Below are 13,180 nucleotides of genomic sequence, written 5' to 3'. Positions count from 1 at the left end.
GGTACGCATGAACTCCGCTGGCTCTTGCGCACGAAGTCCGGCAGTTAATCCTCCGGTTCGTTCGGATCAACGGTGCGTTCCACTTTTCCCAGCCGCCGCTCGTGCCTTAAGGCAGGTTCATGGTTCTCCTTCGATCCCTTGGCAGCCTCGTGCTGGTCCTGGCCTGCTTGAGCGAGGCGGACGCTGCAGGGCGGCTTGAGCGCGATCCCGCCCTGGTGCTCAGACACCGGCCGGTGGAGCCCTTCACGTTCCCGAGCGAGCCCCCCGGACACTGCGGCGTCCAGGCTGGTCCAGGCCCGGCCGACCGATTGGTCTCTCCGTTCGACGGAACCCTCGGACGACCCTGCGGCTATCGCACCCGCATCACGCCCGAAGGAACCCGGAAAGTCCGCGTGTGCTTTTGACGGACCGGCGATGAGGAACCGCGCATGCGTCCGGGTGCTCATTGCCGGGATGCTGGCAAGCCACGGGACGGCGAAGGCTCGGGATTGCTCGGCCTTGTTCGCCGAGGGCCGACGCCCCGAAATCATCAATGTCAAGCTGGACCAGCGCTTGGTACCGCTGTGTTACGACGCATTCGCGGTGCTGCATTCCGGAGTGGCGCGGACACCACTCTACGCGGCCGAACGCCTGACGCGGGAAGGCGTATCGGCCGCGCGCGGCATCGACCGGATCGACGCCTTCCACGATGAGGACGCGCTGCCGCCCGATGATCGTGCCCTCCTGGAGGATTACGTCCGCAGCGGCTTCGATCGCGGTCACATGGCTCCGGCCGGCGACATGCCGACCGAAGCGGCCCAGGCACAGTCGTTCAGTCTTGCCAACGTGGTTCCACAGGACCGCGCCGTGAACCGGGGGCTCTGGGCCGCCATCGAGGAGAGCGTGCGCCTCCTCTCGACTCGCCGCGGAACGCTCTTCGTCGTCACCGGCCCGGTCTATTCCGGGGGTTCCGTCCGGGCGATTAACGGGCGGGTGCTGGTGCCGACGCAACTGTTCAAGGCGCTCTACGACCCGGCTACCGGAGAGGCGGGCGCCTATCTGGTGCCGAACGCCGACGACGCGTCCTGGCGCGCGGTGTCGCTGGATGTCCTTCGCCAGGAGACCGGGCTCGATGTTTTCCCGACGCTAACCGCCGCCGCCAAGGCAACGGCCATGGCATTGCCGGAACCCCGCGCCTATTCCCGGGGTCCGGCGGAAGGCGATGGGTCCCCACACCGCCGACGCCCGGACGCGGATTCTTTCGAGGCCTGGGCCAAGCGGGAGTTGCATCGTGCCCTCAGACGGCTCTGGCGCGACCTGATGCGTGCGATCTTCTAAACGGATGACAGGTTCGGACCTGATGGTCGAAATGGCTCCTCCGCGGCGCAGCGGGACGCCTTATGGATTCTGCTGAGGACAGGTTTCGATGTCGAAAGGGATAACGCCGACGGACACCTCCCGATTCGTGCCCTTTGCCGACGATGCCGCCGTGCAAACCATCGGCGGTCTGTCGATCGAGAACGGGACCGACCGGATCGGCATCCACGGAACTGTCGACCTGACGCGCGATGCCCCGGGCTTGGCGCGGGCGCGGGCGCTCGCTTCGACGCTTTCGGCGATCGTCACCGCGCTCGAGGCGGTCTCGCTGCCCGAAGAGACCGCAGATGGGGCGCGTTCGCCCGAGACGGTCAAGAATCCGTTCGCCTGATGTGGGTTCGACCGGCGGCGGCAGTTCCGTCGTGCGCTTTGTCCGGGTTCTTGCCGGTCCGGCGTCGCCCTGATACTCCGGCGCAACACTCTCACGCGAAGCGGTTCGACCACGGCGAGCGCCAGAGGTCCGGCCGCATCGGCGCATTCCGCGCGGTACGCCGACCGGCTCGAACAGGTGCCGGCGCGGGACCACGCACACGAGGATTCCGGGGGTCGAGGCGCAAGGCGCGCCGGGCCACCGACACGACAGGGATACCATCATGGCGCGCGAATTCATCTACCACATGAAGGGTCTGACCAAGACCTATTCGGGTGGCAAGAAGGTCCTCGATAACATCAACCTGTCCTTCTACCCGGATGCCAAGATCGGCGTTCTCGGCATCAACGGCTCGGGCAAATCGACCCTGCTGAAGATCATGGCCGGCATCGACAAGGATTGGACCGGCGAGGGCTTCGTCGCCCAGGGTGCCCGGGTCGGCTACCTGCCGCAGGAGCCGCAGCTCGACCCCAACAAGTCGGTCCGCGAGAACGTGATGGAGGGGGTTGCCGAAAAGCAGGCGCTGCTCGACCGCTACAACGAACTCGCCATGAATTATTCCGAGGAGACGGCGGACGAGATGACCGCGCTCCAGGATAAGATCGAGGCCGCCAACCTCTGGGAGCTGGATTCCAAGGTCGATCAGGCCATGGAAGCACTCGGCTGTCCCAGCGATGAGCAGCCGGTTGCAACGCTCTCAGGTGGCGAGCGTCGCCGTGTGGCCCTTTGCAAGCTGCTCCTGTGGGAACCGGAACTGCTGCTCCTCGACGAGCCGACCAACCATCTCGACGCCGAGACGGTCAACTGGCTCGAAGGCCACCTGCGCCAGTACCCAGGCGCCATCCTGATCGTGACCCACGATCGCTACTTCCTCGACAACGTCACGGGCTGGATTCTCGAACTCGACCGCACCCGCGGCTACCCCTACGAGGGCAATTATTCGGCCTGGCTGGTGCAGAAGCAGAAGCGCCTTCAGCAGGAGGGCCGTGAGGACATGGCCCGTCAGCGCGCGATCAACCGCGAGCAGGAGTGGATTGCCGCCTCGCCGAAGGCGCGCCAGTCGAAGTCGAAGGCCCGCATCACCCGCTACGAGGAGCTGGTGGCGAAGTCCCAGGACAAGATCGACGCCTCGGCACAGATCGTCATTCCGATCGACGAGCGCCTTGGCAACAACGTCATCGAGTTCGAGCACCTGAACAAGGCGTTCGGTGACCGCCTTCTCATCGAGGATCTGTCGTTCAAGCTGCCGCCCGGCGGCATCGTCGGCGTCATCGGCCCGAACGGCGCCGGCAAGACGACCTTGTTTAAGATGATCACCGGGGCCGAGACGCCGGACGGCGGCACCATCTCGGTCGGCGAAACCGTTCATCTCGGTTACGTCGACCAGTCGCGCGACGCCCTCGATCCGAACGCCACGGTCTGGCAGGAGGTCTCCGGCGGCAACGACATCATCTATTTCAACAAGCGCGAGATCAATTCCCGCGCCTATTGTGCCGCCTTCGCCTTCAAGGGCTCGGATCAGCAGAAGAAAGTCGGCACGCTCTCGGGCGGTGAGCGCAACCGCGTCCATCTCGCCCGGACGCTGAAGGGCGGCGCCAACGTGCTCCTGCTCGACGAGCCGACCAACGACCTCGACATGGAGACCCTGCGGGCGCTCGAAGAGGCGCTGGAGGATTATGCGGGCTGCGCCGTGATCATCAGCCACGATCGCTGGTTCCTGAACCGCATCGCCACCCATATCCTCGCCTTCGAGGGTGAGAGCCACGTCGAATGGTTCGAGGGCAACTTCTCGGATTACGAGGAGGACAAGAAGCGTCGCCTCGGAGCCGACTCGCTGATGCCGAAGAAGATCAAGTACAAGAAGTTTTCGCGGTAAGGCGAAGCTTCGGCGCCCGCCTGGATGGGACGGGCGCTTCTTCAGGCCTTGGCGCTCAGCGCCAGGGCCTCCCGCAGGTCCTGCGCGTCGGTCAGCTTCCGCCCGCGACGGCGAAGGGCCTTCAGCAAAGCCCGATCGGGGAACGGGCAATAAGGCAGGATCGGAACCGTCTCGCCGGCGGGTAGACGGCCCTCTGCGAGGTCGACAAGGACGCCGTCGAGCAGCACCCGCCCGTGCTCGTGCAGCCTGATGGCTGCCCGTGTCGCAGTGGTGTCGCCCGGAAGGCGCACGGCCTGCTGAGCCAGGATAGCCCCGGCATCGATCGTCACCGCGAGGCGGTGGATCGTGACCCCGAAGGCCGGCTCGTCCTCAGCCAGGGCGTGGATGGTCGGCACGGGGCCGCGATGATGCGGCAGCAGGCCCGGATGGACGTTCAGGCCGCCGAGCGGCGCTCGCATCAGGGTTGTGCCCGAGAGAATCTGATCGAAGTGGAAGGTGACGATGAGGTCGGGTGCATGCTCGGCAAAAGCCTTCGCCACCTCGGGTCCGTTGACGTCATCGACTTTGAGAGTAGGGATGCTCACCTGTCGGCAGAGTTCCCTGAGCGGCGTTGCACGCGAGGCAGGACCCGACCCCGTCAGGCGGCGCGTCAGGGGCGATAGCGGGGCCAGCAGATCGGGCAGGCCGAAATTGACGCCGAGATAGGGCAGGATCGCCGGACCGGAGCGCGTCAGGTGGCGCCTAACCTGTCCGACGAGGCCGCCGGAACTCGGCCGCTCCGCGTTGGAGAGGCCCACGAAGGCAATGTCGGCGGCGTGCTCGTCGACGAAGCGGCGTACGGCGCGGGCGTTCGGCAGGGCTTCCAGCACGAACAGGGCAATGCGCGGGCGAGTCACCGGTCGGCCCGGATCTTGAACGTGAAGCCGCTCATCCCGAGGCGCCGCAAAAATTCCGGGAGCAGGGCCGCGCCGCGCGCCGCTGCCGCGAGAATCCACGGGAAGGCGACGATGTCCTGGTTCCGGGCGAGACCCCGGGCGATGCGGCGGGCCGCATCTTCAGCGCTGATCTCCAGGGGACGCCAGCCCTGGTACTCCCCGCCCATCGCGGTCTTGACGTAGCCGGGCGTCACCACGTTGATGCGCACGCCATGCGGCTTCAGTTTCTCGCGCAGTGCCAGTCCGTGAGCGAGAAGCGCCGCCTTGGTGCCGCTATAGGCGGGTGCGTCCGGCAGCGGCGCGAAAGCGGCCAGGGATGAGACCAGTGCGATCTGCCCGTGTCCCCGGGCGCGCATCAGGCTCACGCAGGGCAAGGCGACGTTGAGAGCGCCGACGAGGTTCACGTCCACCGTTTCAAAGGCCATCGCCTCCGTCTCGACGTCGCCGCCGGGATCGCCGCCGTTGATCGCCGCATTGACGATGACGAGGTCGATGGCGCGACGCTGGTCCGCGGCCGTCAACCAGGTGGCCACGGCCTCACGCTCGCGGATGTCGAGGCGCTCGGTCTCGACCGCCGCACCCTTCGTGCGACAGGCCTCAGCGATCGCTTCGAGGCGGGAACGATCCCGGCCCTGGAGGATCAGGGTCGTGCCGGGGGCGGCGTAATGACGGGCGAGGGCCGCGCCGATTCCGCTCGACGCGCCGGTGATGAGGATGACGGGCATCGGGTCTGCTAGCCCGGCAGGCGCGACCGGATCAATAGACCGGCGCCAGTTCCTGGGGCTCGCTGGCCTGTTCTCGGATCGCACGCGCTGCATTGAGGGCGGCGGCCGGCAGCGTGGCCTCCAGGCGCGGGACGGTGCCAGTGATGGCGCGCTCGATGGCGGCGCGCGAGAAGAACCCGCCATTGACCTGAGAGCGGTGGAGCACGACGCGTCGGAAATCGGACATCAATTCGCTATCCGGCGATGTCGGCGCCGTCCAGAACGTGTTCAGTCCGCCCTGATGGGTCAGGCCGGGGAAGTTGTAGATCGCATTGCCGGCCGCACAGGTCGGGCGTCCGAGTTCCAGCGAGAGCATCCCGACCGTGCTGTTGACCAGCACGACGCCGCGGCTGCCGGCGATCAGGCTCGGAAGGTCGCCGCCATCGATGATGTCGAGGCGGTCGTTGACCCCGTGGCGCTTGGCCGAATGACGCGCGTATTTGCGCCAGTTGATCAGCCCGCTATCGAGGGGATGCAGCTTGATCAGCAGGCGCGTCGGCGCCGGCGCATGGGTCGCGAAGGACGCGATGGTGCGGTCCATGAACCCCTCGACCCCGAGGAAGGGGGAGTGGACGCGGATCTGGTAGTCGCTGTCGAGTTGGAGGGGTAACAGGAAGTAATCCACCCCGATGGCCGTATAGGCCTCGTTGAGACGCGCCGCTTCGCGACGAGTCTGAGCGCGCCGGGAGAATTTCCTGATCCAGCCGGCATATTCAACCGCGATGTGGTGCGGCCGGTGGCTGCGGAAATGCGGGAAGAAGTAGGGAAACCCGAAATTCGCGATGTTATAGGCGACGTCCCACAGGCTGCGCCGGGCCATGTCTCCGCTCGACGGCATCGCGCGGCCGGGCTGGGGCAGGCGCCGTGCGATCGCCCGGATCTCGTCCGCCGTCTTCGGTAGGGTCGAGTGGCCGTTCACGCCGCCGAGTTCGCAGGTGATCCAGTTGGGGCGCAGGTAGCCTTCTTCGAAGACGTGGAAGCGGACACCGAACGGCTGGGCCGCCGCAGTGGCGGCCACATGATAGGGCCGGCAATCCCCGAACAGCACGATATCGGTGATACCGTGCTCGCGGATGTAGGCCGCGACGTAGTCGCCCCACTTGGCGAAGGTCCCCCGGTAATTGTCCGAGGGGAGACGCCAGAACAGCCAGTCGCCCGATGAGAAGTTGATCCGGCGCACCCGGTGTCCGCGCGCCTGGAGGGCGCGCCCGAGTTCGGCGAAGAAGGGAGACGCGAGTCCCTGGAGGAAGAGAAAGGTTGCCTGTCCGTCGCGAGACATCGCTTGTCCTTCGCGAGCCATTGACTGACGTTCGCGAGGCGTGGCCTGTCCTTCGAGCGGCAAGGCCTCTCCGGAACGAGGCATGTCTGCGCGGGGCTGAAGCATTCTCGAGCGACGCCTGCTCCTGCGCCCGTTCGAACGCGGGCCACCGTGACGGCCGATTCCGTCGCACGCCTCAACCACCTCAGCAATTGGGCGCTCGTAGGGCCAATGACGAATTCCCCTCATCTGTGATCGCGCGGCAACAGCGCGTCCGGTGAACTTACCGGCCGAAATCCCGATTTGCTCCCGATCCATGTCCTATTCGGGCGGGAAGATGCTAAGGCAGCGGCCGGTTACGTCGGTCGAAAGCGTTCATGCCCCCGAACCTGCCGCCATCCTTTTTGTCCACAGGTTCGCACATCCGGTCTCTGAAATCGGAGATCACGGCTGCGACGGGCGTTCCCTTCGCACGGCGCTGGCGGCCCGGTGCGGCACCAGCCGTATGGGCGGATGGACTGCTCGATCGCGGGCTCAACATCCTCGACCACCCCGCCTGCACGATCGGCCCGGGGCCGCTGCTCTCACCCTACGACACGCCGGAAAGTGGCATGGCGAGCCTTCGCGTCCGGTACGCGGGAGGCGACCTCGGTGGCGGCATGCCGATCGACTCTACGGCCTTGCGCGAGGCCCAGACCTTCGGGCGTAATCGCTTCGCGCGCGATCATCGTATGGCTGCGGAGGTTCTGGCCGGGCTGACCGACCCTGCCCTCATCCTGGCCGAGGGTGCCGTCGCGCGCTCCGGCGCGCGGCTGACCGCCTTCGTCAAGCGCGTTTTGGCATCTGACCCGAAAGGCAGCTTCATCGTCGCCGGGTCAGGCGGCTGTCCGGCCCTGTCGATCAGCGAGACGACCCGGCTCCGGGTCATGGCGCGGCCGACCAATCCTTGGGCGCTTTTCGAACGGGTCCGCACCGTCTTCGTCGATGACTGGGCTTCGGCCGCCGAAGCGAGGCTGGCCGGATGCGCGGTCGCTCGACCGGGCGATGACGCGCCCGCTCTGACGGCCGCCGATCTGGTTGCGCTGCGCTATGGCGCCGGGGTGCATTACTTCGATCCCTGGACGCGTGCGCCCATCGCCCCCGCGGAGTGCTTGGCACGCGTGGCGTGGCTGCGAGACAGGTTCTGCGACAACGATCGGCGAACGGTCTTCGTCGGGATTTCGCGCTGGAAGCGTCCGGCCCTCGACGCATTCCTGGTCGGACCGGAGGGGGCGCCGCTTCACACCATGACGGCGGACGATGCGGTGGCGAAGGCCCGCCGGCACGGAGCCCAGGTCCGCGTCTGGGCGACCCGAATGCCGGAACGTCTGGAGCCACTCTGCGCAGGAGCCGGCGTGCCGCTCGCCCGCATCGAGGACGGGTTTTTGCGTTCCGTCGGCCTCGGTGCCGGCCTTGCCCCTGGGGCGTCGATCGTGATCGACGATCTCGGGATCTACTATGATCCGCGCACGGAGAACCGCCTCGCGGTGATCCTACGGACCGCGACCTTCTCGGCGGACCTCCTTGCCCGGGCCAAGGCTCTGCGTGACCTCGTCGTGGCGCGGCGCCTCACGAAGTACAATGTCGGCCTGTCCGATCAATCCGGGCCCTGGCCGAAGGACCGGCGCATTGTTCTGGTGCCGGGGCAGGTGGAAGACGACGCGTCGGTCCGGCACGGGTCGCCGGTCGTGCGCTCCAACCGGGCACTGCTCCAGGCGGCCCGAGCGCGAAACCCGGATGCGTTCCTGCTCTACAAGCCGCATCCCGATGTCGAGGCCGGGTTCCGCACGGGCGCGATCCCCGAGACCGAGGCGCTGACGCTCGCCGACCGGATTGTCGGCGGCCTGTCCATCGTCGACCTGCTCGATCGTGTCGACCACGTGGAGACGATGACGTCACTGGCCGGATTCGAAGCTCTCATCCGTGGCCGCTCCGTCGCGGTTCACGGACGCCCCTTCTATGCCGGCTGGGGCCTCACCGAGGATCTGGCGCCCGGGGCAGATCGCGGCCGGCGCCTCGCCCTCGACGAACTGGTCGCTGCGGCGCTCTTGCTCTATCCGCGTTATCTCGATCCAGTGGCGCTGAAACCGTGCTCGGCCGAACAGTTGCTGGACCGTCTCTCGGCGGCGCGGGATGCGGTCGGTCCATCGCGGCTGGCCCTGAGTCCAATGGCGATCCTGACGATGCGAGCCCGGTACTGGGTGGTCAACCCGATTGTGCGGCGCCTGCGCGCCAAGCGCGGAATCGAACGGTTCCGGGATCAGAGGCGCTGAAAGGCCTGATGACGCTGCTCTCTAGTTTCGCTCTCGCCGTCCTGCTCAGTCTTGCCATTGAGGCCGGGGAGGGCTCCGAGGCACGCCCAGTCAGCAGCCGACCTCGCGATCTGGCCATCCGCTGCGCCGGCTATGCCCTGGTGATGGGGTTCTGGTTTCAGTTCTCGTGGCGACCTTGGCTCGCCGGCTTCTCCTGCGTGCTGACCGTCGCCATTCTCACGGTGATCAGTCGCCTGAAACGCACCCTGATCGGCGAACCGCTGGTCTTCAGCGACTTCGCACTGTTGCAGCAGGTGCCGCGCCACCCGGAACTCTACTATACGCGACCACTCACCGACCCGCGCATGGCCGTGCCGATCGTCGTATCCCTCGCCCTCGTCGCCGCATGGTACGCGATCGAGCCCACGGTTCTGCCGGCTGAACCGAGCGTGGCTATCATTGCGATCCTGGCCCTGCCGCTTGTGCTGATCAGTGCCGTCGCCCTCGCCGGGGAGGGAGCAATGGCGGCAGCGCTTGCGCGCTTGTTTCCGGTGCCTGCGCTGGAGACCGATGTCGCTCGCTACGGACTGCCCGCGACCCTGATCGGGTATGCCCTGCGCTGGCGCACCGACCGTCGGACGGAGGTCGTAGCGAGGCTGCCGGTTGCGCGGACGCGCGCTGATGTCCCCGTTGTCGTAGTCATGCAGCTCGAATCCTTCGTCGATCCCGATCGTCTCGGCGGCCCCGCGCTGCCCCTGATGGACCTGATCCGTACGCGCGCCACCCAGTATGGCCGCCTGCGCGTCCCAGCCCACGGCGCCTACACGATGCGGACCGAGCACGCCTTGCTGACGGGATCGGACGCCGAGGACCTCGGGTTCGGCGTATATGATCCCTACCTGACCCATGGCGGTCGTGAGCCGACGAGCCTTTCCCTTCGAGCTCGGGATGCCGGCTTCGAAACCGTCTTCGTGCATCCCTTCCATCGTGACTTCTTCAACCGCGCCGAGGTGGTGACCCGCCTGGGCTTCGACCGCCTGATCATGGAGGATGCATTCGGTACGGCGGCGCGGATTGGTCCCTACGTGAGCGATGCCGCGATGGTGGAGCGGGTCCTGTCCGAAATCCGGGCTCGCACCGGCCCGTTGTTCCTGTTCGGCGTCACGATGGAGAATCACGGCCCGTGGAAGCCTGGACGCCTGCCCGGCATCGACGATCCTCTGGACCAGTACCTGACTCACGTGGGCCATACCGGCAGCGCCATGGAGACCCTGATCGCCGGGCTGGCGGAAGTACCGGCAACCCTGTGCTTTTTCGGCGATCACGCGCCGGCTCTCCCGAGCAGCCGCCCGGGTTTTGGAGGCACCGCGACCGACTACGCGATCTTCGAGTTCGGCGAGCCTCCGGCAGGGACCGAACCGGTCCGCCGGGATCTCACCGCCGCCGCACTCGGACGCCAGTTGCGCGACAGCCTGGAGCGATGACCGGTCGAGGCCACGCAACGCGGCACTTGAGCTTGGCCTTGCCTCCGTCGTGACGCATTGGTGATCGAGAGGACGGGTCATGGTGAGGTTCGGGTCGCACCGCAAAAGCAGTGCATGGTCCGTTAATCCGATCGCAGCGTTTTGCCGCTAACGTTGGACGCGGCCAGCGCCTGAAAGCGCACGTCCTGGTAAGGATCGCTTTGATAGGCGGACCTCACCCGGCAATTCGACAAGAGTAGAGTGGCGCCGCCCATGCGCCCCGCAGCCGATGGCCCTGCCATCCGGTCGCGAGCCGGATGGGCGACGGCCCGGACCGCACATGTGCGCGGTCCGTTCAGGAGAGTAATCATGCTTCGCAAGGCGTCCTTGGCCGTCCTGACGGCCTGTCTCGTCTCGGGCTGCTCGTCGCTTCTTCCCGGTGCCGGTCCGACGACGGGTGCGGTGGTGGACGGGGCCGACATCGCCACGAGCGAGGGGACCTTCGCGCGCTACGAGATCGTCGACCTGTCGGCGGCCACCATCGAGGCCCTGCGCGGACGCGCCCTCGACAGCCTGCTGGCCTCGTTCGGCGACCGACGGCCCTCCCTCGAACCCGTGATCGGGGTCGGCGACTACGTGGCCGTGTCGGTGTGGGAGGCGGGCTCGGGCGGCCTGTTCTCCGGGCCCCTGGTGGCCGACCGCTTCTCGGCCGGCTCCAAGTCGGCCCTCATCCCCGAGCAGGTGGTGCCGCGCGACGGAGCCATCAGCGTGCCCTATGCCGGGCGCATCCAGGTGGCCGGGCGCCGGCCCCAGGACGTGCAGGCGCTGATCGAGACCGAACTCGCCGGCAAGGCGATCCAGCCCCAGGTGCTGGTCTCGGTGACCAAGGCGGTGTCGCAGACCGTGACGGTGACGGGCGAGGTCGTGGCCGGCGCCCGCGTGCCGCTCTCGGGCAAGGGCGACCGCCTGCTCGACGTGGTCGCCACCGCCGGCGGGGTGCGCGCGCCGGTCAACGAGACCTTCGTGCGCCTCTCGCGCGGACCGCAGACCGCCACGGTGCCGCTGACCACGGTTGTGTCGAACCCGGCCGAGAACATCTTCCTGCGCCCGGGCGACACCCTGACCCTGGTGCGCGACCCCCAGACCTTCCTGGCGGTGGGCGCGCTGGGCAACGCCTCCGAGATCCCGTTCCAGGCCGAGGGCATCACCCTGGCCCAGGCCCTGGCCAAGGCGCGTGGCCTGTCCGACTTCCAGGCCGACCCGTCGGGCACCTTCATCTTCCGCTTCGAGCCGGCCGCGGTGGTGCGCCGCCTCAAGCCGGGCAGCCCGCTGCTGGGCACGCCCCTGGTGCCGGTGGTCTACCGCATCAACATGCGCGACCCCAACAGCCTGTTCCTGACCCAGGCCTTCCGCATGCGCAATCGCGATCTCGTCTACGTCTCCAACGCCCCCTTCACCGAGGTCCAGAAGGTCCTCTCCGTCTTCTCCACCGTCACCGCGCCGGTCTCGGCCGGCGCTTCCCTCTACGCGACGGCCCGGTAAGCCGGTCCCGGATACGAAAAAAGGGGGCGCTGAACGCGCCCCCTGCAGCCGAAACTCAATCGATTTCGACCTAGAAGTAGGACTTCAGAGTGCCGCGACGGCGAACGTCGAGGGTGGCGCAGTGGAACGAGCCGCCGAACGGTCCATAGGACAGGAACGGCGCCGGGATCGGGTCGAAGCCCCAGTCCTTGAGCGCCTTGATCAGCGTCGGCTGACTCGCATCCACGACGATCTTTTTCTCGTCCAGCGCCAGCACGTTGATCGAGGTCCAGGGCGAGCACATGGAGATCTTGCTCATGAAGCCCTCGACCGGGTCGGGGCGCGGCGCGATCAGCACGTCCCACTTCTTGAGCACGGCCGGCAGCTTCTCGACGTCGATGTAGTCCGGATTGACCAGCACCTTGCCGGGGGCCAGCGGCATAAAGGATGAGTCGATGTGCATGGGTTGCGGGCAACGGCTCTCGATCTCGTGGACCCGGAAGCCCGGACCGAGATGGCGCCGTAGCCACTCGATACCCATCAGGTTGGTCACGTTCGAGCGGGTTACGAACAGGTCGCGGCCGCACCGCACGAAGTCAGCCGCGTCGAAGACCGGCTCGAACTCGTTGACGGTGAACTGCATCGGCTCGCCGCCTTTGAGGTTCGGCACCCGGTAGTCGTAGTTGTACAGATCGTCGGTGAGCTGCGGACGCGGGGCTGAGGTCCAGCGCGCGCCATTGCGGAAATATTCCTTGAACAGCGACCGGTAGGCATCGCCCTCGAAGTAGCGCGAGCGCCAGCACATCGGGCTCTCGATGATCTCGTCGCCGATGACGAGGTACGGATCACGAGGGCAGGCGACGCAGAAGCCGCGGGAGGACCATTGGGGGGCCTTGAACTTGCGCGAGAAATCGATCGGGTCCGGACGGCGGATCTTCACTCCTTCGCCGGCCAGAATCGAGATGAAGTTGTCGAGCTCCTTCTGGGCGAGCTTCTTCATGAACTTCGGATAGCGGAAGCCCGAGGCGAACCTGTAGAACGGCTGAGCAGCCCGCGGCAGGTTGAAGATCACGGTCAAGTGGTGTGTCGGAATGGTCGCACCGTCCAGACTTCCGACAATGACCTCTTCCAGCGGATCCCATTCGTTCCAGGCCATCACCGGGGAACTTGCAGCGGGCGCACGCATGGCGCCGAAGCCGCCGCCGGCATAGCGCTCCATCTGCACGTCGTCGCGCACGACCTCGTCGGCCGTCATCTGTGATTCGCGGTCCATCTGATCCCGTTCCCCTGTCCGCCCGGGCGGCTGATTCTCGGGCTTTTCGACCTGCGCCGCTTTGGTCCCGACT

At 66.9% G+C, this 13,180-nt stretch carries 10 protein-coding genes; 6 read left to right on the top strand and 4 right to left on the bottom strand.

Going from position 1 to position 13,180, the window contains the following annotated elements; translation table 11 throughout:
- Window positions 1–453 precede the first annotated feature (453 nt).
- The 3 genes from ACV7NL_RS22160 (at window position 454) to ettA (ending at window position 3,602) form a co-directional block, all read left to right on the top strand.
- A complete protein-coding gene (locus ACV7NL_RS22160) occupies window positions 454–1,317 on the top strand; it encodes a DNA/RNA non-specific endonuclease (protein ID WP_463357192.1) in 864 nt (287 codons plus the stop codon).
- An 88-nt stretch (window positions 1,318–1,405) separates the two neighbouring features.
- On the top strand, window positions 1,406–1,687 hold the full coding sequence (locus tag ACV7NL_RS22155; protein WP_463356899.1) for a hypothetical protein: 282 nt from the start codon (window positions 1,406–1,408) through the stop codon (window positions 1,685–1,687).
- 262 nt (window positions 1,688–1,949) lie between these two features.
- Window positions 1,950–3,602 (top strand): energy-dependent translational throttle protein EttA, encoded by a 1,653-nt coding sequence (gene ettA / locus ACV7NL_RS22150; RefSeq protein ID WP_056183671.1) that lies wholly within the window; start codon window positions 1,950–1,952, stop codon window positions 3,600–3,602.
- 41 nt (window positions 3,603–3,643) lie between these two features.
- Here ettA and ACV7NL_RS22145 read toward each other — a convergent pair whose 3' ends face one another.
- The 3 genes from ACV7NL_RS22145 to ACV7NL_RS22135 are packed head-to-tail and all read right to left on the bottom strand — an operon-like array spanning window position 3,644 to window position 6,580.
- Window positions 3,644–4,498, bottom strand: a complete 855-nt coding sequence (locus ACV7NL_RS22145) for a formyltransferase family protein (protein ID WP_463356898.1) — start codon at window positions 4,496–4,498, stop codon at window positions 3,644–3,646.
- Window positions 4,495–5,262, bottom strand: a complete 768-nt coding sequence (locus tag ACV7NL_RS22140) for an SDR family NAD(P)-dependent oxidoreductase (protein ID WP_463356897.1) — start codon at window positions 5,260–5,262, stop codon at window positions 4,495–4,497. Before ACV7NL_RS22140 ends, ACV7NL_RS22145 begins: the two co-directional genes overlap by 4 nt.
- 31 nt (window positions 5,263–5,293) lie before the next feature.
- Complete coding sequence (locus ACV7NL_RS22135; protein WP_463356896.1) at window positions 5,294–6,580, bottom strand: capsule biosynthesis protein; 1,287 nt, start codon at window positions 6,578–6,580, stop codon at window positions 5,294–5,296.
- A 590-nt stretch (window positions 6,581–7,170) separates the two neighbouring features.
- On the opposite strand from ACV7NL_RS22135, the gene ACV7NL_RS22130 reads away from it, so the two are divergent.
- The 3 genes from ACV7NL_RS22130 to ACV7NL_RS22120 all read left to right on the top strand — a co-directional run bounded on the left by ACV7NL_RS22130 (window position 7,171) and on the right by ACV7NL_RS22120 (window position 11,855).
- On the top strand, window positions 7,171–8,871 hold the full coding sequence (locus ACV7NL_RS22130) for a capsular polysaccharide export protein, LipB/KpsS family (protein ID WP_463356895.1): 1,701 nt from the start codon (window positions 7,171–7,173) through the stop codon (window positions 8,869–8,871).
- Window positions 8,872–8,879: 8 nt separating this feature from the next.
- The gene (locus ACV7NL_RS22125) at window positions 8,880–10,334 is read left to right on the top strand and encodes an LTA synthase family protein (RefSeq protein ID WP_463356894.1); all 1,455 of its coding nucleotides are present in this window, start codon (window positions 8,880–8,882) and stop codon (window positions 10,332–10,334) included.
- Window positions 10,335–10,682: 348 nt separating this feature from the next.
- On the top strand, window positions 10,683–11,855 hold the full coding sequence (locus ACV7NL_RS22120) for a polysaccharide biosynthesis/export family protein (protein WP_247634588.1): 1,173 nt from the start codon (window positions 10,683–10,685) through the stop codon (window positions 11,853–11,855).
- Window positions 11,856–11,925: 70 nt separating this feature from the next.
- Here ACV7NL_RS22120 and ACV7NL_RS22115 read toward each other — a convergent pair whose 3' ends face one another.
- Window positions 11,926–13,107, bottom strand: coding sequence for an amidinotransferase (locus ACV7NL_RS22115; protein ID WP_247634587.1), 1,182 nt, complete (start codon window positions 13,105–13,107; stop codon window positions 11,926–11,928).
- Window positions 13,108–13,180: the final 73 nt, after the last annotated feature.

The organism is Methylobacterium sp. Ger2507 (assembly GCF_055231875.1).
This window is presented reverse-complemented; position numbering and strand designations above follow the sequence as displayed.